Origin of the sequence: Paraburkholderia acidipaludis NBRC 101816, assembly GCF_000684975.1 — a bacterium.
In the GTDB taxonomy this organism is placed as follows: domain Bacteria; phylum Pseudomonadota; class Gammaproteobacteria; order Burkholderiales; family Burkholderiaceae; genus Paraburkholderia; species Paraburkholderia acidipaludis.
Genome location: NZ_BAXZ01000005.1, coordinates 214,260 through 237,613 on the forward strand (window position 1 = coordinate 214,260; position 23,354 = coordinate 237,613).

Genomic DNA, 23,354 nt, shown 5'->3' on the forward strand with positions numbered 1-23,354 from the left:
GGCGACGGTCGCGAGAAGACAAACTCACCCGCCGGCGCCTGGCGCGACCCGGCCGAGTGTGAGCAATCCCGCACCACGGATCGGTCATTGGGTGCAGAATGATACCGACGAAAGCGTGTCGATTTGCCGCGAACACATCGGGAAGCCTCGTCACAGGGCCGACTGGCGGGTGCGTCAAATAGTCGCTATCAGGTCGCAATGATAGAATCGCTGCGTCACCGCAGCGCGCACGGTCTTCTGTTTTTCATCGCGCGCAGCCTAAAACCCGGGCTCCTCGAGGCCTGGTTCAGGTTCACGATAAAAGATGGAGTTACGCGTGTCCCCAAGACGTATCCTCCGACCGCTCATTCCGCTCGTTGCGCCGCTGGGAGCCGTACTGCTCATCGGGACGACCGGCCTCCTCACCGCCGCTCACGCGCAGACGCCCCCGCAGCCCAAAGCCCCCGACACGATCGAAGCGCGCGTGCAGGGCTGCACCGCGTGCCACGGCACGCACGGCCAGGGCACCGACAACGACTACTTCCCGCGTCTCGCCGGCAAACCGGCCGAGTACCTGTACAACCAGTTGATGAACTTTCGCGAGGGGCGCCGCAAGTACCCTCCGATGAACTACCTCGTCACCTATCTCTCCGACGACTACCTGCACGAGATCGCCACGTACTTCTCGCAGCAGCGGCCGCCCTATCCGCCGCCCGCGCAGCCGACGGTGGCAGGCAGCACGCTCGCGCACGGACGTGACATCGTCCTGCACGGCGACCCGGGCAAGGAAGTCCCGGCCTGCGCGGCCTGCCACGGCGCGAAGCTGACCGGGATGGAGCCGGCGATCCCCGGGCTCGTCGGCCTTCATGCGGACTACATCAGCGCGCAGATCGGCGCCTGGCGCTCGGGTTCGCGCCACGCCAAGACGCCGGACTGCATGCATGAAATCGCCACGCGACTCACCGACGACGACGTGAACGCGGTCGCGGCCTGGCTCTCGACCCAGCCCGCTCCGCAGAATCCCGTGCCGGCACCGGCGAACTCGTTGAAAACGCCGCTTGCCTGCGGCAGCGAACCGCAATAAGGCGCCGGGGGAGACAGCCATATGAACCGCAAGTCCCTGTTCGCACTTTCCGCCGTGATCGCCGCGGCCGCCGCGGTGCTCGTGCCGGCGCTGTGGTCCGGCAGCCGCTATCTGCACGACGGCGTGGCCTTCGCGGCAACGTCCGCCGACCAGACCGGAGATGCCGATCTCATCAAGCGCGGCGAGTATCTTGCGCGCGCCGGCGATTGCGTCGCCTGCCACACGGTGCGCGGCGGCAAGCTCTTCGCGGGCGGCCTGCCGATGGCCACGCCGTTCGGCACGCTCTACACGCCCAACATCACGCCCGACGACCAGTACGGCATCGGCAAGTGGAGCGCCGACGACTTCTACCGCGCCATGCATACGGGCCGCTCGAAGGACGGCAGCCTGCTCTATCCGGCGTTCCCGTTCGCGAGCTACACGAAGGTCACGCGCGCCGATGCGGACGCGATCTACGCCTATCTGCGCTCGGTGGCGCCCGTGCACGTGGCGAGCCGTCCGCACGAGCTGAAGTTCCCGTTCAACAACCGCAACCTGCTGATCGGCTGGCGCACGCTGTTCTTCCATGAGGGCGAGTACAAGCCCGACCCGAGCCAGTCGGTCGAATGGAACCGCGGCGCCTATCTGGTGGAAGGCCTCGGCCACTGCAGCATGTGCCACACCTCGATCAACGCGGTAGGCGGCCCGGTCAACTCGGCGGCCTTCGCGGGCGGCCTGATCCCGCTGCAGAACTGGTACGCGCCTTCGCTCACGTCGAGCGAAGGCGGCCTCGGCCACTGGGACATCACGGAGATCTCGAGCCTCCTGAAGACCGGCATCTCGGAGCGCGGCGCCGTGTTCGGCCCGATGGCCGACGTGATCCACAACAGCCTGCAGTACCTCTCGGACGACGACATCAAGGCGATGGCCACGTACCTCAAGACCATCCCGCAGAAGAAGGAGGCGCCCGAGACGATGCAGATGGAGACTTCGGAGGCTTTCGGCGGCGAACTGCTGCAGCAAGGCCAGAAGATCTACCACGACAATTGCGCGAAGTGTCACGCGGAAAACGGCCTCGGCATGCCGCCGAACTTCCCGCCGCTCGCGAACAACCAGTCGATCCAGATGATTTCCGCCGTGAACCCGATCCGCATGGTGCTCAATGGCGGCTATCCGCCGAGCACCGAGCGCAATCCGCGGCCTTACGGCATGCCGCCGTTTGCCCAGGCGCTGTCGAACCAGGAAGTCGCGGCCGTGGTGACCTTCATCCGCATGTCCTGGGGCAACAAGGGCAAGCCGGTGTCGCCGCAACAGGTGGCCGATCTGCGCTCCGCGCCGCTCGACTAGGCACGCTGCGGTCCCGCGCAAGCCGTTACTGCTATAGTTGCGTCTGCCTGAAGGGGCGCAGCCTGCTGAACAACGCGGGCTGCGCCCTTCGCTATTGGGATCCGGAAGGTTGCGGCAGGCTCGCGGACCCGGCCTGCGGCGTGTCGCGCGGCGCTCGAGACGGGTAGAGCCTGGGGCGGTAAAGCTTGAGGCAGGTAGAAGAAGAAGGAGTTGGTATGCACGCCGGTGAGCGTCTGAACAGCATTACTCACCTCGTGGGCGCAATGTTGTCGGTGGCGGGCCTCGTGTCGCTCGTGACGATAGGCGCGCTCGATCACGACGCGTACAAGGTCGTGAGCTTCAGCGTTTATGGCGCCATGCTTTGCGCCTTGTACACGATTTCAACGCTGTATCACGGCGTGCGCGGGCCGCGTCTGAAGGCGTTTCTGCAGAAATGCGATCATTCGGCAATCTATCTGCTGATCGCGGGCAGCTATACTCCGTTCACGCTCGTGACGTTGCGCGGGCCGTGGGGCTGGTCGCTGTTCGGCGTGAGCTGGGGGCTGGCCGCGCTCGGCATCGTGCAGGAACTCACGCTCGGCCGGCGCACGCGCCTCGTTTCGATGATCCTGTATGTGGTCATGGGCTGGCTCGCGATAGTGGCGGTGCGCCCGTTGCTCGAAGCCTTGCCGGCCGCGGGCACGGCCTGGCTCCTGACCGGCGGCATCATCTATAGCGTCGGCATTTATTTTTTCGTCAACGACGAACGCATCCGGCACGGACACGGTATCTGGCATCTGTTCGTACTGGCCGGGAGCGTCTGTCAATTCGTCAGCGTCGCGCGCTACGTCGCGTGACGCATCATTAGCGAAGCCATCGCATGACCGCCGCAGTGTCCGCGGCCACGCGATGCAACTCAACGCCAGCCGGCGGGCCCTGATAGCCCGCCGTCCAGACGGCGCGCGCACTGGCGCACCGTTTTCGTAACGCGAGAAGGCCGGGGCCACAAGGGCTCCTCGCAGCCGCGCGCAAGCGCGCCGCGCTGCGCCGCTCGCGCCATCGCAACAAGAAAGAGTATTTATGTCCTTCGATTCCCTCGGCTTGTCCGAACCCCTGGTCCGCGCCGTCAACGAACTCGGCTACACGACGCCCACGCCCATCCAGCTGCAAGCGATCCCCGCCGTGCTGAACGGCGGCGACCTGCTGGCCGGCGCCCAGACGGGCACCGGCAAGACCGCCGGCTTTACGCTCCCGATCCTCCAGCGCCTCTCGGAAATGCCGCCTGCCGCCGGTGGCAAGCGCGTGGTGCGCGCGCTGATCCTCACGCCCACGCGCGAACTCGCCGCCCAGGTGGAAGAAAGCGTGCGGGCCTACGGCAAGTACCTGAAGCTGCGCTCCACGGTGATGTTCGGCGGTGTCGGCATCAATCCGCAGATCGACGCCTTGAAGCGCGGCGTGGATATCGTCGTCGCGACGCCTGGGCGCCTGCTCGATCACATGCAGCAGAAGACCATCGACCTCTCGCAGCTCGAGATCCTCGTGCTCGACGAAGCCGACCGCATGCTCGACATGGGCTTCATCCACGACATCAAGCGCGTGCTCGCCAAGCTGCCGCCGAAACGCCAGAACCTGCTCTTCTCGGCCACCTTCGCCGACGAGATCAAGGCGCTCGCCGACAGCCTGCTCGATTCGCCCGCGCTCATCGAAGTCGCGCGGCGCAACACCACGGCCGAGACCGTGGCGCAGAAGGTCTACCCCGTCGACCGCGACCGCAAGCGCGAACTGCTCACGCACCTGATCCGCCAGCACAACTGGTTCCAGGTGCTCGTGTTCACGCGCACGAAACACGGTGCGAACCGCCTTGCCGAGCAGCTCGCGAAAGACGGCATCAGCGCGCTCGCGATTCACGGCAACAAGAGCCAGTCGGCGCGCACGCGCGCGCTTGCCGAGTTCAAGGACGGCACGCTGCAGGTGCTGGTCGCAACCGACATCGCGGCGCGCGGCATCGACATCGACCAGTTGCCGCACGTCGTCAATTTCGACCTGCCGAACGTGCCCGAGGACTACGTGCACCGCATCGGCCGCACGGGACGCGCAGGGGCGACGGGCGAGGCGGTGTCGCTCGTGTGCGTCGACGAGCACCAGTTGCTCAAGGATATCGAGAAGCTCATCAAGCGCGCCGTTCCGCAAGAAGTGATTCCCGGCTTCGAGCCGGACCCGAACGCCAAGCCCGAGCCGATCCAGCGGCGCAGCCAGGGAGGCGGCGCGCGCGCGCCGCGCCAGGCGCAAGGTAACGGTCAGGCGCGCAGCAACGCGGGTAGCGGCCAGGGCAAGCCTGCCCAGGCGCGCGGCGAGGGGCGTGGCGAATCGCGCAATGGCGGCAACGGTAATGGCTCGGGCGATCGGGGCGGCAATCGCGGTGGCGATCGGGGCAGCAATCGGAACGGTCAGCCTGGCGGCAACCGGAGCGCCGACGGCAACGGCGCACAACGTGCATCGAAGCCCAGCGGTGGTGCGCGGCCTGTGAAGGCGCAAGGCCCGGGCGCCGGCGCATCGCGCGCGGAGCACACGCGCCGCGAAAGCGCGCACGATCACGACCGCCCGCGCGGCGCATCCCATGAAGGCGCCGCCGCACGCCCGCCACGCAAAGCGCAGTCGAATCCCGGCGCGCTGCTGAGCGGACGGCCCGGCGGCGACGCGCGCCGCAACGGCCGCGGCACCCACGACCGTTGATCGCGACACGGCGGTCGGCCACACCCTGGCCGACCGTCGTCGACATCGTCTAAAGGACTGCGCGAGAGAGTCTTCGCGCAACAGAAAGGCCCGCCGAACATCCGGCGGGCCTTTTGCCTGCAACGCGCAGCGCGCTTGCCTAGCGGAAGAACACGTGCTGCGTGATCTTGGCGAGCGGGTAATGCACGCCAGGCTGAATCCGCGCGGGAATATCGAGCGGCTTGAGCAACATCTTCACGCACATGTCAGCCGAAAGATTGTGCCGCACGAGCCGGTTCACGCGCGCAGTCAGTTCGCGGTTGTAAGCGGGGTCGTTCACGCGGTCCGGATAACGTATGGCGAACACGTGACGCAGCGCGATCTCCGAATCCTCGTTCTTGATCTCCATTACCCGGCGCAGCAACGCGCCGAGCACCGCCAGCCGGCCCTGCCCCTCAATCTGGTTGTACTTCTTGAAGTAGCGGAAAAAGTGCTTGTAGTGGCGCACTTCGTCGGAGCGGATGTGGTCGGTGATCTCCTTGAGCACCGGCTCGTTCGAGCATTCGCCAATCGCACGATACAGCGTGGCCGTGCCCGTTTCGACCACGCAGCGCGCCACCATTTCGAGCCCGCGCGTCTTCTCGAACTCCTCGAACGAGCAGGTCTTCGAATACTCCGCGAAGAAGTTGTGGAACGCGGTGTCCCAGTCGAACTCGGGCCACACGTACTGGATGTAGGTCTTCAGCGCGCGGCCGTGCTGAAGCTCCTCCGGCTCCCACTCGGTGTTGAGCCATTCCGAGACCTCGGGGTCGCCATTGAAGAACACGCTCAGATTGCTGGTGTACAGGTCCGAGCCGCTCTCGATGAACGACGAGGCACACAGCAGCAGCATCAGATCTTCGTTGGCCGCGGCGCGCCGACGATCGATGCGTGTAAGGTCAATGTCTTCGATGCGCCAAGGCATCACGTGGCGAGGCTCAATGTCGTTATGCATTGTCTTGTGCTCCCAAAGCGGTATCCGTATCCGCGCAGCGCGCGGCGCAGCGTGCGACCTGCACCGGCCTTCCTGCGCGGTGGAAGGTACCAGCCATCTGTGATCCATCTTAGCTGTTGTTTCGCCAGGTTGCAGTCAAAGAGCACAGACCGCTCCCGGCGGGTCCAGTTCCGGAAAAGACGCCTTGAACGGTCCCCACCGAGGTCATCGGTCGGCGGCGATGGGCCGGCACTTTGGCACGCTGCGCGCATTAAGCGAACCCGGCGCACGGAGTCGACCCGCCGTCGCGACATTCCGGGCATCGGCCCACGGCCCGCGCAAACGCTCGACCCACCGCGCATTGCGGCACCGCGGTGCAAACTTGAAGTGAAATCAAGGATTTGCCCGCTCGCATAACCCGCTGCTCGATAGGGCGAATGTCAAACGGAAAATTTTCGGGGCGTGGTTTGTACAACGCAGGCCCTTTGACTACACTCCAGTTCCCCGCCGCCGATCCCGGGCTGGATGCTGTTTGGCCACTGTTCTGGCCGCCGGAACTGGCCGATGTGTTCAGCAAACGATCCGCGCGGTTGCAGGCTTTCGCTCACACCCACCGCATTCTGTCGCCGGACTGCCCATGAGGCTCACCGCGGCGACCTCTGATGCGGTAACACGGAGAGAACGATGCTGAGTCCGCATGAATTTGCCACTTTGCTGCTAGTGAAGGACGCCCCCAATCAGATCGACATGGAACGAGAAGAACTGGACGCATTGCTCGAGCGCCAGTTGGTTCAGCTGGAACGGCTGGCCTCGGGCCGACAGCAATGGCGACTCACCGAAAGCGGCGACACCGCGCTGCGAGCCATCAAACGGTGCTCCTAGGCGAGCGGGCGCCGCATGCAAGGCGCTCTCCCACTGCCCTTTAAACGTTTTCGGCCGCAGCGGCACGCGGGAAGCACCCGCCGAACCGCTTCGTCGAATCCATCCCCGATGCAGGCGCACGGCTTCAGACGAACGCGCCTGCAGTGCATGGTCACGCGGACCCGCGCGCTTCATGCCCGCGTGACCACTTTTTCCAGCTGCATTGCCTTGGGCGTTCCGCGGCAGTGCCACCGTGCTGTATTCGCAATCGCTTCGTCCGACACCCCGCCCGGCTCTCAGCCGGCGCGCAAGGTGGGGTCCACCGCTGCGCGCCAGCTGATGGCCGCGGCCCGCTGCTGATTGAGATACGTCACCCACTGATTGCGCGCCTCAGGATCGTGGCTCGTGCCAAGCGCGCTGTAATGCTGCGCGAGCGCCGCCTGGAAGCCGCAGTACTGCTCCTGCGAGAGCTTGCCGCGCCGGTTGGCGACGTACGCATCGAAGGTCGCGGCATAAACCGCCTGAGTGTCGGCGCCGAAGTCGGCTGGTTGGCCGCCGCACATCTGCTGCAAAGCGGCAAAGGACGGGCCGCCGAACCCACCGCCCTCCGGCGCCGGCGTGCTCGCGCATCCCGCCAGCAATGCCGCCGCGCCGATCATCGCCAGTCCACGCATGTCTTCTCCTTTTTCCGGTTGAACGATCCGTCAGTCGGGCTCGATGGGCCATTGTCGCATTGCACGGCCCGCCCGACCTCCTGGCCGTTCGGGCGAGGCGCACAAAAGCACGTATCATGATGCTTTCAGCCCTCCCGCCCACCCGGATCTGCCGCATTGCCGACGGTCCGCCGTTTTGCCCGCTCTCTTACGCATGATCGACCACCTTATTTGCGACTGCGACGGCGTGCTCGTCGACAGCGAAGTCATTGCCGATCGCGTGCTGTTCGAAACGCTGAGCCGCACCTTCCCCGGCGTCGATTTCCACCCCGTCGTGAAATCGGCTTTCGGCCAGCAAACGTCGCGCTTTCTCGACGACGTCGCCGCACGCTTTCAGCTTACGATGCCCGACGATTTCCTCGATACCATCGACCACAATATCGAGATTGCGCTCGCGGAGTCGCTATGCCCGATCAACGGCGTGCGCGATGCCTTGCGCCAGATCGCACTGCCGGCCGCCGTGGTGTCGAACAGCCGCCTCGCGCGCGTCAGGTCGTCGGTGCACCGCGCGGGGCTCGATGCGATCTTCGGCGAACGTGTGTTCAGCGCCGAGCAGGTCGCGCGCCCCAAGCCTTATCCGGACGTCTATCTGCATGCCGCTCAGACGCTCGACGTCGAGCCGGCACGCTGCGTCGTCGTCGAGGACAGCATTTCCGGCCTGAATGCCGCGCGGGCAGCCGGCATGAAGACGATCGCGTTCGTCGGCGCGAGCCACATTCCCGCGGGCTATGCGGACGTGTTGCGGGAAATGGGCATCAACCGGATCATCGAGCGGATGGAGGCGTTGCCCGCGCTCGTCGAGGCGGGCGTGCGCGGGGAATTCGGCGACGTGCAGTCCTAGCCTCGCCGGCCGTAGCGCAGTCCGGCCAGACCGGCGCACTGCTCAGCAGGCATCCTGCCTGACCGCGACGCGCGCACTGCGCGCCGCCGCCGTGCGTCCGTCGAGGCGCGCCGCAAACGCCGTCAGCAGCAATGCCGCCACCGACACCGCCGCGGCCACCCACGGCAGCGCATCGAGCGCCACGCCGTGCGCGATCGCCAGGCCGCCGAGCCACGCACCCATCGCATTGCCGACGTTGAAGGCGCCGATGTTGAGCGTCGAGGCGAGATTCGGCGCCGCCGCGGCCTTCGCCACCACGCGCATCTGCAGCGGCGGCACGGTCGCGAACGCGGCAACACCCCAGACGAACACGGTGATGGCGGCGGGCACGCTCGCGTGGCTCGTCTTCGTGAATACGGCCATGACGACGACCAGCAGCACGAGGATGCCCATCAGCGAGGGCATCAGCGCGCGGTCGGCGAGCTTGCCGCCCAAGGTATTGCCGAGCGTGAGCCCGAGGCCGAACAGCACGAGCATCAGCGTGACGCCGCGCGGCGAGAAGCCGCTCACCTGCTCGAGGATCGGCGCGATATAGGTGAACACCACGAACACGCCGCCGAAACCGAGCACCGTCATGCCGAGCGCCATCCAGACCTGCGGATCGCGCAGCACGCGCACCTCATGGCCGAGCCCGGCGGGCGCGCTGTCGTGATGGTTCGGCACGAGCGCGCTCACGCCCGCGAGCGAAATCACGCCGAACGCGCTGACGATCCAGAAGGCCACCCGCCAGCCGAACTGCTGCCCGATGGCCGTGCCGAACGGCACGCCCAGCACGGTCGCCAACGTCAGGCCCGTGAACATCAGCGCGATCGCGCTGGCGCGCTTCTCGGCGCTCACGAGCGAGGCGGCCACCACGGCGCCGATGCCGAAGAACGACCCGTGCGCGAACGAGGTGACGACGCGCGCGACCATCAGCAGCGGATAGTTCGTGGCAACGGCGCACAGCACGTTGCCGACGATGAAAATGCCCATCAGCAGTTGCAGGGCGAGCTTGCGCGGCATGCGGCTCGTGAGCACGGCGAGCAGCGGCGCGCCGGCGGCAACACCGAGCGCATAGCCGGTCACGAGGAGACCGGCGGCGGGAATCGACACCGAAAGGTCGTGCGCGACCTCGGGCAGCAGGCCCATGATCAGAAACTCGGTGGTGCCGATGGCAAAAGCGCTGATCGCCAGCGCAAGCAGAGGAACGGGCATCGCGGACTCCAGAATCGTTCGGGCATTGTCGCTGCGCCGCGTCAATTTGATAATTGGCGTAGCATTTGAATCATTTTCAAACAGAATCTGATAATCGCGGCGATGGACAATCTGGGCGACATCCGGCTTTTCGTCGAGGCGGCACGGCTCGGCAGCCTTTCGGCCGCGGGGCGCAAGCTGGGGCTCACGCCCGCGGCGGCAAGCGCGCGGCTCGCGCGCCTCGAAGCCGGCCTGCATGCGCGTCTCTTCGACCGCACCACGCGCCAGCTGCGCCTCACCGACGAAGGCCGTCTTTACCTGAACTGCAGCGAGCAGGCGCTGCGCTCGCTCGACGACGCCAAGGCCGCGCTTCAGGAGGGCCAGAACGTCGTGCGCGGGAAGGTGCGGATTTCGGCAACGTCCGACTTCGGCCGCAACCTGCTGATGCAGTGGCTCGACGAGTTCCGCCAGCAGTATCCCGAAGTGCGTTTCGCGCTGATGCTCACCGACTCGCTGGCGAATCTCGTGCAGGAGGACATCGACCTGGCGATCCGTTTCGGCACGCCGCAAGACAGCTCGCTGATCGCGCGGCCCCTCGCGCCGAACCGGCGCGTGCTGTGCGCATCGCCCGCCTACCTCGCGCGGCGCGGCGAACCGCGCGAGCCGCACGATCTGGCCGGGCATGACTGCATCGTGATCGGCTCGGCGGCGGGTCCCGTCAACGAGTGGCGCTTCGCGCGCGGCGACGTCATCCAGCAGCACACGGTGCCGCTGGAGACGGCGCTCGAGACCAACGACGGCGCCGTCGCGCGCCAGTGGGCGCTATGCGGCTATGGCCTCGCGGTGAAATCGATCTGGGACGTCGCCGACGACCTGCGCGCCGGGCGCCTCAAAATCCTCATGCCCGACTGGCGCTATCCGGATGCACCGCTGCACGCGCTCTACCACCGCAACCGCTTCGTTGCGCCGCGCGTGCGCGTCGTGCTCGATTTCCTTACCGCGCGCTTCGCGCAGGTCGCCGACGAACTGGACGCGCTCGTGCCGTGCGCACCCGTTTCGGCCCCCCGGGGCGGACGGCGCAAAAGGCTATAATGCTGGATTGCTGAACCGCGGTCCGGCTTCACAAAACGCGTACAAAACAAGCATGTGCGAGCGAAACGCACGGGAAAACAACGCACCACGGAGCAAAGGCAAACCAGAAGCACACCGCGCAATTCAGTCCCCTTTTCACCGTAGTCCAGACCCGCAGCACCCGGACGACGCCCCCAGGTCAACCACTGCGAACGGCGAATCCCCGATGACCAAGAAAGTTTATGTAAAGACCTTTGGCTGCCAGATGAACGAGTACGACTCCGACAAGATGGTCGACGTGCTCGGCGCCGCCGAAGGCCTCGTGAAAACCGACACGCCCGAAGACGCGGACGTGATCCTCTTCAACACCTGCTCGGTGCGCGAGAAGGCCCAGGAGAAGGTGTTCTCCGACCTGGGCCGCGTGCGCGAACTCAAGGAAGCGAACCCGAACCTGCTGATCGGCGTGGGCGGCTGCGTGGCGAGCCAGGAAGGCGCGGCGATCGTCGCGCGCGCGCCCTACGTCGACCTCGTGTTCGGCCCGCAGACGCTGCACCGCCTGCCGCAGATGATCGACGCGCGCCGCGCGAGCGGCCGCGCGCAGGTGGACATCACGTTCCCGGAAATCGAGAAGTTCGACCATCTGCCGCCCGCGCGCGTGGAAGGCCCGAGCGCGTTCGTCTCGATCATGGAAGGCTGCAGCAAGTACTGCAGCTACTGCGTCGTGCCCTATACGCGCGGCGAGGAAGTGTCGCGCCCGCTCGACGACGTGCTCACCGAAATCGCCGGACTCGCCGACCAGGGCGTGCGCGAAGTCACGCTGCTCGGCCAGAACGTCAACGCCTACCTTGGCGCGCTCACGGCCGGCGCGACCGACATCGCCGACTTCGCCACGCTGATCGAATACGTGGCCGATATTCCCGGCATCGAGCGCATCCGCTACACGACCTCGCACCCGAAGGAATTCACGCAGCGCCTCATCGATACCTACGCGAAGGTGCCGAAGCTCGTGAGCCATCTGCACCTGCCCGTGCAGCACGGCTCGGACCGCGTACTGATGGCGATGAAGCGCGGCTATACCGTGCTCGAATACAAGTCGGTGATCCGCAAGCTGCGCGCGATCCGCCCGGACCTCTCGCTTTCCACCGACATCATCGTCGGCTTCCCGGGCGAGACCGAAGAGGACTTCCAGAAAACGATGGCGCTCGTCGAAGAGATGAAGTACGACACGAGTTTCTCGTTCATCTACAGCCCGCGCCCCGGCACGCCCGCCGCGAACCTGCACGACGACACGCCGCGCGAGGTGAAGCTCAAGCGCCTGCAGCACCTGCAGGCCGTGATCGAAGAGAACGTGCAGCGCATCAGCCGGTCGATGGTGGGCAAGGTCGAGCGCATTCTCGTGGAAGGTCCGTCGCGCAAGGATCCGGGCGAGCTCTCGGGCCGCACGGAGAACAACCGCGTCGTGAACTTCCCGGCACCCCTCGCTTCGCATGCACGCCTGATCGGCCAGATGATCGACGTGAAGATCAATCACGCGTATCCGCATTCGCTGCGCGGCGAGCTTACGCTCGCGCACGAGGACACGTCGGCGCTCCCGCACTGAACGCGCGAACCCTGAACCGGAGTTCACTGCTACCTTGAAGAATCAGCAACAGCAACTCGAATTCAACGCGCCGCGCGACGACAACGCGCGGCTCGCCAACCTCTGCGGCCCGCTCGACGAAAACCTGCGGCAGATCGAACAGGCGCTCGACGTCACGCTCTCGCGCCGCGGCCACAGGATCGCGATTCGCGGCCGCGGCGCGAAACTCGCGCTCACCGCGCTCGAGAACTTCTACAACCAGGCGCGCGATCCGCTTTCCGTCGACGATATCCAGCTGGCGCTCGTGGAAACGCGCCATCGAGGCAGCCAGGCGAACGACGCGCGCAATGGCGCTAACGGCGGGAATGGCGGAAGCGGCGGAAGCGGCGGCGCTGTCGAGATCGACCCGCGCTTTCGCGGCGACCCCGATCATCCGTTCGACGAACCCGCGGGTCAGGACATCGACGCCGAGGAACTCGGCCCGAAGCTCTACACGCGCCGCGCCGACCTGCGCGGGCGCACGCCCGCGCAGCGCGAGTACCTGAAGCAGATCATCTCGCACGACGTGACGTTCGGCGTAGGCCCGGCCGGCACCGGCAAGACCTATCTCGCGGTGGCCTGCGCCGTGGACGCGCTCGAGCGCGACCAGGTCAAGCGCATCGTGCTCACCCGCCCGGCCGTGGAAGCGGGCGAGCGTCTCGGCTTCCTGCCGGGCGACCTCGCGCAGAAGGTGGATCCGTATCTGCGTCCTTTGTACGACGCGCTCTACGATCTGCTCGGCTTCGACAAGACGGCGAAGATGTTCGAGCGCCAGATGATCGAGATCGCGCCGCTCGCCTACATGCGCGGCCGCACGCTCAACCACGCGTTCATCATCCTCGACGAGGCGCAGAACACCACGCCCGAGCAGATGAAGATGTTCCTCACGCGGATCGGCTTCGGCTCGAAGGCCGTCGTGACCGGCGACACCACCCAGGTGGACCTGCCGCGCGGCCACAAGAGCGGCCTGATCGAGGCGCAGCAGGTGCTGGCCAACGTGCGCGGCATCGCGCTCACGCGCTTCACGAGTGCCGACGTCGTGCGCCATCCGCTCGTAGCGCGTATCGTCGAGGCATACGACGCTCATTCGAAGAAGGACGAAGGCAACGGCGACGCCCGCTGAGTGCCCGTCCGACCGCAAGCGCTGCTCGAGCTTTTATGGCCCGCACACCGAAACTCAAACTGACCGTGCAGTTCCCCGCCGCCAAGGCGTTCCCACAGCACAAGGCGGCGCTGCCGCGCGCGACCGTGGCGGCGTGGGTGAAGTCCGCGCTTTTCGCCGATGCCGAGCTGACCGTGCGCTTCGTCGACGCCGAGGAAGGCCGCACGCTCAACCGCACCTATCGCGGCAAGGACTACTCGACCAACGTGCTCACCTTCGCCTATGCGGAGAGCGAGGACGACCCCGTCACCGGCGACCTGATCCTCTGCTGCCCGGTGGTCGAAAAGGAAGCCGCCGAGCAGGGCAAGCCGCTCGCCGCGCACTACGCGCACCTGCTCGTGCACGGCGCGCTCCACGCGCAGGGATACGATCACGAGGACGAGGCCGAAGCCGAGGAAATGGAAGGCATCGAGACCGAAATCCTGACCTCGCTGGGCTTTCCCGATCCGTACAAATAAGCCCCGGCGTCGCTGCCCGGCCTGCACGAGATGAGCGCGAAGACCCCCGATCCGCTTCACGAACCGCCCTCGGGCGGCACCGCGCCCGCCCCCGGCGCCGGCTACCCGCCGGCGCTGGGCGAGCCGCGCCTGCTCACCGAAGCCGAACTGCGCGCCTCGCTCGAAGACACGCTTGCGGACTGGGACCGCGCGGGCGACCTGTGGCTCTTCGGCTATGGCTCGCTGATCTGGAACCCGGGGCTTCCCACCGTCGAGAACGTGCGCTCGCGCGTGCACGGCTTTCACCGCGGGCTCTACCTGTGGTCGCGCGTGAACCGCGGCACGCCCGAACAGCCGGGGCTCGTGCTCGCGCTCGATCGCGGCGGCTCTTGCGCGGGCGTGGCGTTCCGCCTCGCCGCCGAGGGTGTGATGCCCCACCTCGAAGCGCTCTGGCGCCGCGAAATGCCGATGGGCTCGTACCGGCCGGCGTGGCTGCCCTGCGCGCTCGACGACGGGCGGCGCGTTGCAGCGCTCGCCTTCGTCATGCGGCGCGACGTGCCCACCTACACCGGCAAGCTCACCGACGACACCGTACGCACGGTGCTAGGCTGCGCGAGCGGGCGCTACGGCACGACGCTCGACTACGTGCGGCGCACGGTCGACGCGCTGCGCGACAGCGGCATGCCCGACCGGGCTCTGGAGCGGCTGCTCGCGCGCTGCGCCTGAGGCATCTGCACGACATCTGCGTTACGATTGGGTGGCCGGCGCCCCTGGCTTACACAGACGCGCCACGGGCATGATGTATCCTTAACCTTCCGCAACAGCGCGCCCGGCCATCAACTGGCTTTCAAGGCGCACCACCATGAACGACTCCTATCCCAGTCGACGACATACCGACAAACCGCAGGAAAAGCGCTCGCTGCTCGAGCGACTGACCGACTTCATCTCGCCCGAGCCCGACTCGCGCAGCGAGCTTCTCGAAATCCTCCAGGACGCGCACGCCCGCAATCTCATCGACGCCGACTCGCTGTCGATGATCGAAGGCGTGTTCCAGGTCTCCGAACTGTGCGCGCGCGACATCATGATCCCGCGCGCCCAGATGGACGCGATCAACATCGCCGACCGTCCCGACGACTTCATCCCCTTCGTGCTGGAGAAGGCGCACTCGCGCTACCCGGTGTACGAGGGCAATCGCGACAACGTGATCGGCGTGCTGCTCGCGAAAGATCTGCTGCGCTACTACGCGCAAGAAGAGTTCGACGTGCGCGGCATGTTGCGCCCGGCCGTGTTCATTCCCGAATCGAAGCGGCTGAACGTGCTGCTGCACGACTTCCGCGTGAACCGGAACCACATTGCGATCGTCGTCGACGAATATGGCGGCGTCGCCGGCCTCATCACGATCGAGGACGTGCTGGAGCAGATCGTTGGCGACATCGAGGACGAGTACGACTTCGACGAGGAAAGCGGCAACATCATCGCCGCGCCGGATGGGCGCCACCGCGTGCGCGCGCTCACCGAGATCGAGCAGTTCAACGAGGTGTTCGGCACCCATTACCCCGACGAGGAAGTCGACACGATCGGCGGTTTCGTCACGCACCACTTCGGGCACGTGCCGCACCGCGGCGAGAAGGTGCGGATCGGCGACCTGATCTTCGAGGTGCTGCGCGCCGACGCCCGCCAGGTTCACATGCTGCTCGTGCGCCGCGACCCGATGGCCGGTCAGCGCGAAAGCGAGCTGCAGCCGCCGGGAACCTGAGCGGCCCGCCAACCAGGCGACCGACGACGCCAGCCTCCGGGCTGGCGTTTTTGCTTCGGACGCCAGGGGACCGCGAGCTGGCCCCTGGCGGTTCCAGACGACCGTCCCGGTAACGACGCACGAAAATGCTATCGTTGCGCTCGTCCCGCAATTCGCGCTCGACGCGCCACCGCCGCGCTCGCGCTTTTTTACTGCAGCACTTCTTCGCACCGTATGGCCGAACCCATTGATAACCGCGCGCGCTCCCAGGCGCGCGCGACCGAAACCGCTAACGGTGTCGCGCGCCGCGCGCTGCCCGTCTGGCACTATCTCGCCACCGCTGCGCTGGGCGCGCTCAACACCCTTTCCTTCGCGCCCACGCCGCACGGCGGCTGGCTCGAAATCGCCATCTTCGCGGGCTTCTACTTCTGGCTCACGCGCACCGCGGGCTGGAAGAGCGCGCTCTTCACCGGTTGGGCATTCGGCTTCGGCAACTTCGTGATCGGGGTGTGGTGGCTGTACGTGAGCATGCACGACTACGGCGGCATGCCCGCGCCGCTCGCGGGCGCCGCGCTCGCCCTGTTCTCGCTCTATCTGGGGCTCTATCCAGCCCTGGCCGCCGCGGTCTGGTCGTTCTGCGCGGGACATGCCCGCAACGGCCGCGCGGACGACATTCCGTTCTCGCCCACGTGGCACGGCGCGTTTGCCTTCGCGAGTGCATGGGCGCTCGGCGAATGGGCGCGCGGCTACGTCTTCACCGGCTTCCCGTGGCTCTCGAGCGGCTACGCACAGGTGGACGGACCGCTCGCCGGCTATGCCCCCATCGCTGGCGTGTACGGCGTGGGCTGGGTGCTCGCCCTCGTCGCGGCGCTGGTCACGCAGGCGCTCGTGCGCGCATGTGCGCTGAAAGGACGCCCCTTCGCCGACGCGCCCGCGGCACCGGCGCGACGCCGCGGGGCGCCGCGCGCCGCCGTCGCGATGCCGGCCGGTGTCGCCGTGGCCGCGATCGCCGCCGGAATGCTGCTGCCGCTCGTGCCGTGGACCGAACCCAGCGGCGCGCCGCTGAACGTGCGCCTCCTGCAAGGCAACGTCAAGCAGGAGATGAAGTTCTCCGAAACCGGCACGATGGCCGCCCTCGACGAATTCCAGCAGCTCATCACCGAAAAGCCGGCCGACCTCATCGTCACGCCCGAAACCGCGATCCCCGTGCTGCTGCAGGACATGCCGCAGCCCTTCGCCCTGGCGATCCGGCGTTTCGCCGACTCCACCGGCACGGCCGTCCTGTTCGGCGCCGTCGGCGGCACGATCACGCCGGAAGGCCGCGTCGTCGACTTCACGAACAGCCTCTTCGGCATCACACCGGGCAAGCCTGGGCTCTATCGCTACGACAAGCACCATCTCGTGCCCTTCGGCGAGTTCGTGCCTTGGGGCTTCCGCTGGTTCGTGAATCTCATGAACATTCCGCTCGGCGACTTCGCGCGCGGTGCGCCCGTACAGCCGCCGTTCCTCGTGCACAACCAGCCCGTGGCCGTCGATATCTGCTACGAAGACATCTTCGGCGAAGAGATCGCCCGCACCGTGCACGAGAACGCCGCCTCGCCCGGCATCCTCATCAACTCTACGAACCTCGCCTGGTTCGGCGACACGATCGCGCTCGACCAGCATCTGCAGATCGCGCGCATGCGCTCGCTCGAAACCGGCCGCCCCATGCTGCGCGCCACCAATACGGGGGCGACAGCCGCCATCGACGCCCACGGCCGCGTGATCGCGCGCCTGCCCACCTTCACGGCGGGTTCGCTCGACGTGCGCGTCGAGGGCACGGCGGGATTCACGCCTTACGTGACGAGCGGCAACAATACCGTGGTCGCGATTTCGCTCCTGATGCTGGCGTTCGGCTTCGCCTTCGGGCCGGGACGGCCGGGGCGCGGCAAGACTCCGCGCTAACCCCGCAATCGCCGCCCAGGTCTCAATACCGCGCCAATCCGGTAAAATTCAACGTTTTAGCACCAGGCCGTCTTCCGGCCCGGGCTGCCGGGCCCTCGCCCGCGCGCGCCGCCGGAGCCGTGGTTTCCTGCCCCAAAAAAGCAAACTGCAGGCATTTCATGCTCACGTTTCAGCAAATCATCCTGACGCTCCAGTCCTACTGGGACAAGCAGGGCTGCGCGCTGCTCCAGCCGATCGACATGGAAGTCGGCGCCGGCACCTCGCACGTCCACACCTTCCTGCGCGCGATCGGCCCCGAGCCGTGGCGGGCAGCCTATGTGCAGCCGTCGCGCCGCCCGAAAGACGGCCGCTACGGCGAAAACCCGAACCGCCTGCAGCACTACTACCAATACCAGGTGGTGCTCAAGCCCGCGCCGGAAAACATTCTCGACCTGTACCTCGGCTCGCTGGAAGCGCTCGGCTTCGACCTGAAGCAAAACGACGTGCGCTTCGTCGAGGACGACTGGGAGAACCCCACGCTCGGCGCCTGGGGCCTTGGCTGGGAGGTGTGGCTCAACGGCATGGAAGTCACGCAATTCACGTACTTCCAGCAGGTGGGCGGGCTCGACTGCAAGCCGGTGCTCGGCGAAATCACCTACGGGCTCGAGCGCCTCGCGATGTATCTGCAGAAGGTCGAGAACGTGTACGACCTCGTCTGGACCGAGTGGGAGGAACAAGGCCCGAACGGCCCCGAGATCCGTCGCCTCACCTATGGCGACGTGTACCACCAGAACGAAGTCGAGCAGTCCACGTACAACTTCGAGCACGCGAACGTCGACCTGCTGTTCACGTTCTTCAACGCGTACGAAGGCGAAGCGAAGCGCATGATGGAGCAGCAGCTCGCGCTGCCCGCCTACGAACTCGTGCTCAAGGCCGCACACACGTTCAACCTTCTCGACGCGCGCGGCGCGATCTCCGTGACCGAGCGCGCGGCCTACATCGGCCGCATTCGCGCGCTCTCGCGCAGCGTCGCGCAGTCGTACTACGAATCGCGCGAAAAGCTCGGCTTCCCGATGCTCGGCAATCCGGTGCACGGCGTGCCCGGCCTCACCACCGACGAACAGGAAGCCGCGATGCCCGCGTGGGCGCCGCCGCTGAAGGTCGAACGCAAGTTCGACGAGGAATGACCGGATCACCAGAACAATGACCCAAGCCCATCACGCCACCCTCCTCGTCGAACTGCTGACCGAGGAACTGCCGCCGAAGGCCCTCGCGCGCCTCGGCGACGCCTTCGCCGAAGGCATCGCGCAGCGCCTCGCCGCGCGCGACCTGATCGAAGGCAATCTCGCGTTCGAACGCTACGCCACGCCGCGCCGCCTCGCGGTGACGATCAAGAACGTGCGCAGCGTCGCGCCCGAAAAGCAGGTGCGCGAAAAAGTGCTGCCCGTCTCGGTCGCGCTCGACGCCAACGGCCAGCCTACCGCACCGCTCGCGAAGAAGCTCGCGGCGCTCGGCTTCCCCGACTTCCCCGTGAGCGACCTCGAACGCGCCTCGGACGGCAAGAACGAAGCGTTCTTCCTGCGCTACGCGGCACCCGGCGCGACGCTCGCCGACGGCCTGCAGGCCGTGCTCGACGAAGCGCTCACGAAGCTGCCGATCCCGAAGGTCATGACCTACCAGCGCCCGGACGGCAGCAACGTGCAGTTCGTGCGCCCCGTGCATCGCCTGACCGCGCTGCATGGCGACCAGATCGTGCCGGTGAGCGCATTCGGCGTGGACGCCGGCGACACCACGCGCGGCCATCGCTTCCTCTCGGAAGGCACGATCGCCATCACGCGCGCCGACGACTACGCGCACACGCTCCAGCACAAAGGCTTCGTGATCGCGAACTACGCGGACCGCCGCGAATCGATCCGCTCGCAGCTGATCGCCGCGGCCGGCGGCGACAAGGCCGTGATGCCGGAGGCGCTGCTCGACGAAGTGAACTCGCTCGTCGAATGGCCGGTCGTGTACGCATGCAAGTTCGAGGACGAATTCCTGCAAGTGCCGCAGGAATGCCTGATCCTCACGATGCAGACGAACCAGAAGTACTTCGCGCTCACGGACGAGCAAGGCCGCCTGCGCTCGCGCTTTCTGATCGTCTCGAATATCGCGACCGACACGCCCGCCGAGATCGTCGAAGGCAACGAGCGCGTCGTGCGCCCGCGTCTGGCCGACGCCAAGTTCTTCTTCGAGCAGGACAAGAAGAAGCCGCTGGCCGACCGTGTGCCGCTGCTCGCGAACGTCGTGTATCACAACAAGCTCGGTTCGCAGCTGCAGCGCGTGGAGCGCCTCGAAGCGCTCGCGGGCGAGATTGCGCAACAGTGCGGCGCCGACGTCGCGCTCGCGAAGCGCGGCGCGCGTCTCGCGAAGGCCGACCTGCTGACCGACATGGTGGGCGAATTCCCCGAGCTGCAAGGTACGATGGGGACGTACTACGCGCGCCATGACGGCGAGCCCGAAGAAGTGGCGATCGCCTGCTCCGAGCACTACCAGCCGCGCTTCTCCGGCGACGCGCTGCCGGGCACCCCCACGGGCACGATCGTCGCGCTCGCGGACAAGCTGGAAACGCTCGTGGGCATCTGGGGCATCGGCCTCGCGCCCACCGGCGAAAAGGATCCGTTCGCGCTGCGCCGTCATGCGCTGGGCGTGCTGCGCATTCTCGTCGAAAAGCAACTGCCGCTCGACCTCGTTGAACTGCTGCGCGCGGCTCAAGGCCAGTTCGCCGACGTGCCCGCCGTAACCGACTCGACGGCCGCGATCTACGAATTCTGCATGGACCGCCTGCGCGGCTTGCTGCGCGAACGCGGCTACGCCGCCGCCGAAATCGACGCGGTGCTCGCGCTGAACCCCACGCGACTCGACGACATCGTCGCGCGCCTCGACGCCGTGCGCGAATTCGCAGCGCTCGCCGAAGCGGCCTCGCTCGCGGCCGCGAACAAGCGCATCTCGAACATTCTCAAGAAGTCCGAGATGGCCGACGACGCCGGCGTGCAGATCGCGCTCTTCGTCGAAGCCGCGGAAAAGGCGCTGCATGCGCAGCTCGAACAGGTCGCGCCGCGCGTGGAATCGCAGCTCGCTTCGCGCGAGTACACGGGCGCGCTCACGGCGCTCGCGGCGCTGCGCGAAACAGTCGACACGTTCTTCAACGACGTCATGGTGAACGCCGAAGACCCGGCGCTGCGGGCCAATCGTCTCGCGCTGCTCAAGGCGCTGCATCGGCAGATGAACAGCGTCGCCGACATCTCGCGGCTGGCCGCCTGATGTTGCCGGCCCACTACTGAACGCGACGCCATGCCGACCAGCTCCAGCAGAAAACTCGTGATCCTCGACCGCGACGGCGTAATCAACGTCGACTCCGACGCGTACATCAAGTCGCCCGACGAATGGATCGCGATCCCCGGCAGCCTCGAAGCGATCGCCCGCCTGAACCAGGCGGGCTACCGCATCGCGGTGGCGACGAACCAGTCGGGCATCGGCCGCGGCCTGTTCGACACCGCCGCGCTCAACGCCATGCACATCAAGATGCACCGCCTCGCGGCTGCCGTGGGCGGACGCATCGACGCCGTGTTCTTCTGCCCGCACACGGCGCAGGACCACTGCGACTGCCGCAAGCCGAAGCCCGGCATGCTGAAGATGATCTCGGAACGCTTCGAAGTGGCGCCGGAGGACACGGCGGTGGTGGGCGACTCGCTGCGCGACCTGCAGGCGGGCGCCGCGCTCGGCTTTCCCACGCACCTCGTGCGCACCGGCAAAGGCGAAAAAACCCTCGCTGCGGGCGGCCTGCCCGAAGGCACGCAGATCCATGACGACTTGCGCGCGTTCGCACTCGACTTTCTTGCCAACGAGTCCGCCTGAACTCATGCGACGCTAACCCGACCGGGCAAGGCGCACAACGGCGCCACCCGCTCAATCCTCCCGGCCCGATCGATGCGCTTTCTCCGTTCCCTGCTGCTGTTCATCTACTTCATCGTGTTCACGATGCCTTACGCGACGGCGTGCTTCATCGCCTTCCCGTTCATGAACGCCGACCGACGCTACTGGATGGCAGTAGGCTGGTGCCGCACGACGCTCTTCGTCACGCGCTGGCTCAACGGTATTCGCTACCGCATAGAAGGCCTGGAGAATCTGCCTGACGGACCGGCGGTGATTCTCTCGAAGCACCAGTCGGCCTGGGAGACGCTGGCCTTTCCCGCACTGATGCCGCGGCCACTGTGCTACGTGTTCAAGCGCGAACTGCTCTACGTGCCGTTCTTCGGCTGGGCGCTCGGCATGCTGAAGATGGTCCACATCAATCGCAAGGAAGGCAAACACGCTTTCGATTCGGTGACGCGCCAGGGCAAACAGCGCATGGCCGAAGGCGCGTGGGTCATCATGTTCCCGGAAGGCACGCGCACGCCCACGGGCAAACAGGGCAAGTACAAGACCGGTGGAGCACGCTTCGCCATAGAAACCGGCGCGCCGGTTGTGCCGGTCGCGCACAATGCGGGTCGCGTCTGGCCCCGCAACTCGTTCATCAAATATCCGGGTATAGTCACGGTGTCGATCGGCAAGCCGATCGAGACGACCGGACTCTCGCCCGATGCCGTGAATACGCGTGTGGAAAAGTGGATCGAAGCCGAGATGCGGCGCATCGACCCGGCGGCGTATCGCGAGACCGATGGCGCGTCGGCCAATACGGCACGCATCTGATGTGCGCGGGCCGCAACTGGGCGACGCGAGCATCGCGCAAGCAGCACACGCTCAATCGCACCCGACCTGACGATGCAGAAGTCCAACACGCCGCGGCCTGCTGCGGCGCTCGATAACCGGCAGCTCGATTTGCCGCTTTTTGGCGAGGCGGCGCCGGACGTCCTGCCGCGTTCCCCCTCGCCTACGCCGACACCCTCCCAACATCCGAATAAAGTGCCGCTCGCTCCGGACGGCACGCGGCTGCGCAGCGTCGCCCTGGGCGCTCGCACACTGCATTACCGGCTCAAACGCTCGTCGCGTAAATCGATCGGCTTCGTGATCGACAGCACCGGGCTTGCCATCACGGCGCCGCGGTGGGTGACACTTGCCGACATCGAAACGGCGATCGCCGAAAAGCAGCGGTGGATCTTCGCGAAACTGGCCGAGTGGCAGACGCGCGTGGAGCAGCGTGCGCTGCCGCGCGTGGAGTGGGGGGACGGGGCGGAACTGCCTTACCTTGGCAAGCCGATACGGTTGCGGCTTGGGGCTTCCGTTCTCGCCTTCGACGAAGAAACGCGAGTGCTCGCGTTGCCCCTGCCTCCCCACGCGGATTCGCAGCAGATCAAGGACCGCGTGACTGGGTGGCTGCAAGGCGAAGCGACGCGGGTTTTTGGCGACCGGCTTGGCGTCTATGCGGCGAAGCTTGGGGTCGCGTTCCGGTCTTATGCGCTATCGTCTGCGGCCACGCGCTGGGGTAGCTGCTCAAGCGAAGGGCGGATCCGGCTCAACTGGCGGCTGATTCACTTTCCGCTTTCTGTTGTGGACTACGTCGTGGCGCATGAACTCGCGCACCTCCGGGAGATGAATCATAGTCCGCGATTCTGGCGGACCGTAGAGTCGATTTTTCCGGAGTTTCGGGAGGCGAGGAAGGTGTTGAAGCAGTGTCCATTGGAGATGTAATGACGAAACGGCACAACGTCGCTTCCCGGTCATCCCGCCGGCTGAAGAAGACGATTTG

Annotated in this window: 21 protein-coding genes; 18 read left to right on the forward strand and 3 right to left on the reverse strand. The window is 66.5% G+C overall.

The window, feature by feature from the left end:
- The first annotated feature begins 304 nt into the window (after window positions 1-304).
- The 4 genes from BAC01S_RS08015 to BAC01S_RS08030 all read left to right on the forward strand — a co-directional run bounded on the left by BAC01S_RS08015 (window position 305) and on the right by BAC01S_RS08030 (window position 5,101).
- Window positions 305-1,063, forward strand: coding sequence for a c-type cytochrome (locus BAC01S_RS08015; RefSeq protein ID WP_043201579.1), 759 nt, complete (start codon window positions 305-307; stop codon window positions 1,061-1,063).
- A 21-nt stretch (window positions 1,064-1,084) separates the two neighbouring features.
- Window positions 1,085-2,389: a c-type cytochrome gene (locus tag BAC01S_RS08020; RefSeq protein ID WP_027794293.1), complete on the forward strand. Its 1,305-nt coding sequence runs from the start codon at window positions 1,085-1,087 to the stop codon at window positions 2,387-2,389.
- Between the two features lie 215 nt (window positions 2,390-2,604).
- Window positions 2,605-3,225, forward strand: coding sequence for a PAQR family membrane homeostasis protein TrhA (gene trhA, locus BAC01S_RS08025; RefSeq protein ID WP_027794294.1), 621 nt, complete (start codon window positions 2,605-2,607; stop codon window positions 3,223-3,225).
- Between the two features lie 223 nt (window positions 3,226-3,448).
- Window positions 3,449-5,101, forward strand: a complete 1,653-nt coding sequence (locus BAC01S_RS08030; RefSeq protein WP_027794295.1) for a DEAD/DEAH box helicase — start codon at window positions 3,449-3,451, stop codon at window positions 5,099-5,101.
- 139 nt (window positions 5,102-5,240) lie between these two features.
- On the opposite strand, the gene BAC01S_RS08035 is transcribed toward BAC01S_RS08030, so the two are convergent.
- A complete protein-coding gene (locus tag BAC01S_RS08035; RefSeq protein ID WP_407667913.1) occupies window positions 5,241-6,044 on the reverse strand; it encodes a ferritin-like domain-containing protein in 804 nt (267 codons plus the stop codon).
- A 693-nt stretch (window positions 6,045-6,737) separates the two neighbouring features.
- Between BAC01S_RS08035 and BAC01S_RS08040 the strand changes: the two genes are divergently transcribed.
- Window positions 6,738-6,935, forward strand: a complete 198-nt coding sequence (locus BAC01S_RS08040) for a hypothetical protein (protein ID WP_027794297.1) — start codon at window positions 6,738-6,740, stop codon at window positions 6,933-6,935.
- Window positions 6,936-7,210: 275 nt separating this feature from the next.
- Here the strand turns inward: BAC01S_RS08040 and BAC01S_RS08045 are convergent, their stop codons facing one another.
- A complete protein-coding gene (locus BAC01S_RS08045) occupies window positions 7,211-7,588 on the reverse strand; it encodes a hypothetical protein (RefSeq protein WP_027794298.1) in 378 nt (125 codons plus the stop codon).
- A 193-nt stretch (window positions 7,589-7,781) separates the two neighbouring features.
- Between BAC01S_RS08045 and BAC01S_RS08050 the strand changes: the two genes are divergently transcribed.
- Window positions 7,782-8,468 (forward strand): HAD family hydrolase, encoded by a 687-nt coding sequence (locus tag BAC01S_RS08050; protein ID WP_027794299.1) that lies wholly within the window; start codon window positions 7,782-7,784, stop codon window positions 8,466-8,468.
- A gap of 42 nt (window positions 8,469-8,510) precedes the next feature.
- On the opposite strand, the gene BAC01S_RS08055 is transcribed toward BAC01S_RS08050, so the two are convergent.
- Window positions 8,511-9,701, reverse strand: coding sequence for an MFS transporter (locus tag BAC01S_RS08055; protein WP_027794300.1), 1,191 nt, complete (start codon window positions 9,699-9,701; stop codon window positions 8,511-8,513).
- 102 nt (window positions 9,702-9,803) lie between these two features.
- On the opposite strand from BAC01S_RS08055, the gene BAC01S_RS08060 reads away from it, so the two are divergent.
- From BAC01S_RS08060 to BAC01S_RS08115, 12 genes are all read left to right on the forward strand, one after another.
- Window positions 9,804-10,772, forward strand: coding sequence for a LysR family transcriptional regulator (locus BAC01S_RS08060; protein ID WP_027794301.1), 969 nt, complete (start codon window positions 9,804-9,806; stop codon window positions 10,770-10,772).
- Window positions 10,773-10,977: 205 nt separating this feature from the next.
- On the forward strand, window positions 10,978-12,351 hold the full coding sequence (gene miaB / locus BAC01S_RS08065) for a tRNA (N6-isopentenyl adenosine(37)-C2)-methylthiotransferase MiaB (RefSeq protein ID WP_027794302.1): 1,374 nt from the start codon (window positions 10,978-10,980) through the stop codon (window positions 12,349-12,351).
- Between the two features lie 34 nt (window positions 12,352-12,385).
- Window positions 12,386-13,492 (forward strand): PhoH family protein, encoded by a 1,107-nt coding sequence (locus BAC01S_RS08070; RefSeq protein WP_027794303.1) that lies wholly within the window; start codon window positions 12,386-12,388, stop codon window positions 13,490-13,492.
- A 35-nt stretch (window positions 13,493-13,527) separates the two neighbouring features.
- Entirely contained in the window at window positions 13,528-13,989 is a 462-nt protein-coding gene (gene ybeY, locus BAC01S_RS08075; protein WP_027794304.1) for an rRNA maturation RNase YbeY, read from the forward strand.
- Between the two features lie 30 nt (window positions 13,990-14,019).
- Window positions 14,020-14,694 (forward strand): gamma-glutamylcyclotransferase, encoded by a 675-nt coding sequence (locus BAC01S_RS08080; protein WP_027794305.1) that lies wholly within the window; start codon window positions 14,020-14,022, stop codon window positions 14,692-14,694.
- Between the two features lie 136 nt (window positions 14,695-14,830).
- On the forward strand, window positions 14,831-15,724 hold the full coding sequence (locus BAC01S_RS08085; protein ID WP_027794306.1) for an HlyC/CorC family transporter: 894 nt from the start codon (window positions 14,831-14,833) through the stop codon (window positions 15,722-15,724).
- Between the two features lie 213 nt (window positions 15,725-15,937).
- A complete protein-coding gene (gene lnt / locus BAC01S_RS08090) occupies window positions 15,938-17,647 on the forward strand; it encodes an apolipoprotein N-acyltransferase (RefSeq protein ID WP_027794307.1) in 1,710 nt (569 codons plus the stop codon).
- A 158-nt stretch (window positions 17,648-17,805) separates the two neighbouring features.
- Entirely contained in the window at window positions 17,806-18,813 is a 1,008-nt protein-coding gene (glyQ, locus tag BAC01S_RS30640) for a glycine--tRNA ligase subunit alpha (protein ID WP_084168343.1), read from the forward strand.
- 16 nt (window positions 18,814-18,829) lie between these two features.
- Window positions 18,830-20,929: a glycine--tRNA ligase subunit beta gene (gene glyS / locus BAC01S_RS08100; RefSeq protein WP_027794308.1), complete on the forward strand. Its 2,100-nt coding sequence runs from the start codon at window positions 18,830-18,832 to the stop codon at window positions 20,927-20,929.
- Window positions 20,930-20,959: 30 nt separating this feature from the next.
- On the forward strand, window positions 20,960-21,523 hold the full coding sequence (gene gmhB / locus BAC01S_RS08105; RefSeq protein WP_027794309.1) for a D-glycero-beta-D-manno-heptose 1,7-bisphosphate 7-phosphatase: 564 nt from the start codon (window positions 20,960-20,962) through the stop codon (window positions 21,521-21,523).
- Between the two features lie 72 nt (window positions 21,524-21,595).
- Window positions 21,596-22,357, forward strand: coding sequence for a lysophospholipid acyltransferase family protein (locus BAC01S_RS08110; protein ID WP_027794310.1), 762 nt, complete (start codon window positions 21,596-21,598; stop codon window positions 22,355-22,357).
- A 72-nt stretch (window positions 22,358-22,429) separates the two neighbouring features.
- Window positions 22,430-23,296: a M48 family metallopeptidase gene (locus tag BAC01S_RS08115; RefSeq protein ID WP_027794311.1), complete on the forward strand. Its 867-nt coding sequence runs from the start codon at window positions 22,430-22,432 to the stop codon at window positions 23,294-23,296.
- Window positions 23,297-23,354 lie beyond the last annotated feature (58 nt).

What these genes read in the sequence shown, in the direction of transcription:
- BAC01S_RS08015 (WP_043201579.1), top strand. Translation starts at nt 305, where the DNA reads ATGGAGTTACGCGTGTCCCCAAGACGTATCCTCCGACCGCTCATTCCG.
- BAC01S_RS08020 (WP_027794293.1), top strand. Translation starts at nt 1,085, where the DNA reads ATGAACCGCAAGTCCCTGTTCGCACTTTCCGCCGTGATCGCCGCGGCC.
- trhA (WP_027794294.1), top strand. Translation starts at nt 2,605, where the DNA reads ATGCACGCCGGTGAGCGTCTGAACAGCATTACTCACCTCGTGGGCGCA.
- BAC01S_RS08030 (WP_027794295.1), top strand. Translation starts at nt 3,449, where the DNA reads ATGTCCTTCGATTCCCTCGGCTTGTCCGAACCCCTGGTCCGCGCCGTC.
- BAC01S_RS08035 (WP_407667913.1), bottom strand. Translation starts at nt 6,044, where the DNA reads ATGCCTTGGCGCATCGAAGACATTGACCTTACACGCATCGATCGTCGG.
- BAC01S_RS08040 (WP_027794297.1), top strand. Translation starts at nt 6,738, where the DNA reads ATGCTGAGTCCGCATGAATTTGCCACTTTGCTGCTAGTGAAGGACGCC.
- BAC01S_RS08045 (WP_027794298.1), bottom strand. Translation starts at nt 7,588, where the DNA reads ATGCGTGGACTGGCGATGATCGGCGCGGCGGCATTGCTGGCGGGATGC.
- BAC01S_RS08050 (WP_027794299.1), top strand. Translation starts at nt 7,782, where the DNA reads ATGATCGACCACCTTATTTGCGACTGCGACGGCGTGCTCGTCGACAGC.
- BAC01S_RS08055 (WP_027794300.1), bottom strand. Translation starts at nt 9,701, where the DNA reads ATGCCCGTTCCTCTGCTTGCGCTGGCGATCAGCGCTTTTGCCATCGGC.
- BAC01S_RS08060 (WP_027794301.1), top strand. Translation starts at nt 9,804, where the DNA reads ATGGACAATCTGGGCGACATCCGGCTTTTCGTCGAGGCGGCACGGCTC.
- miaB (WP_027794302.1), top strand. Translation starts at nt 10,978, where the DNA reads ATGACCAAGAAAGTTTATGTAAAGACCTTTGGCTGCCAGATGAACGAG.
- ybeY (WP_027794304.1), top strand. Translation starts at nt 13,528, where the DNA reads ATGGCCCGCACACCGAAACTCAAACTGACCGTGCAGTTCCCCGCCGCC.
- BAC01S_RS08080 (WP_027794305.1), top strand. Translation starts at nt 14,020, where the DNA reads ATGAGCGCGAAGACCCCCGATCCGCTTCACGAACCGCCCTCGGGCGGC.
- BAC01S_RS08085 (WP_027794306.1), top strand. Translation starts at nt 14,831, where the DNA reads ATGAACGACTCCTATCCCAGTCGACGACATACCGACAAACCGCAGGAA.
- lnt (WP_027794307.1), top strand. Translation starts at nt 15,938, where the DNA reads ATGGCCGAACCCATTGATAACCGCGCGCGCTCCCAGGCGCGCGCGACC.
- glyQ (WP_084168343.1), top strand. Translation starts at nt 17,806, where the DNA reads ATGCTCACGTTTCAGCAAATCATCCTGACGCTCCAGTCCTACTGGGAC.
- glyS (WP_027794308.1), top strand. Translation starts at nt 18,830, where the DNA reads ATGACCCAAGCCCATCACGCCACCCTCCTCGTCGAACTGCTGACCGAG.
- gmhB (WP_027794309.1), top strand. Translation starts at nt 20,960, where the DNA reads ATGCCGACCAGCTCCAGCAGAAAACTCGTGATCCTCGACCGCGACGGC.
- BAC01S_RS08110 (WP_027794310.1), top strand. Translation starts at nt 21,596, where the DNA reads ATGCGCTTTCTCCGTTCCCTGCTGCTGTTCATCTACTTCATCGTGTTC.
- BAC01S_RS08115 (WP_027794311.1), top strand. Translation starts at nt 22,430, where the DNA reads ATGCAGAAGTCCAACACGCCGCGGCCTGCTGCGGCGCTCGATAACCGG.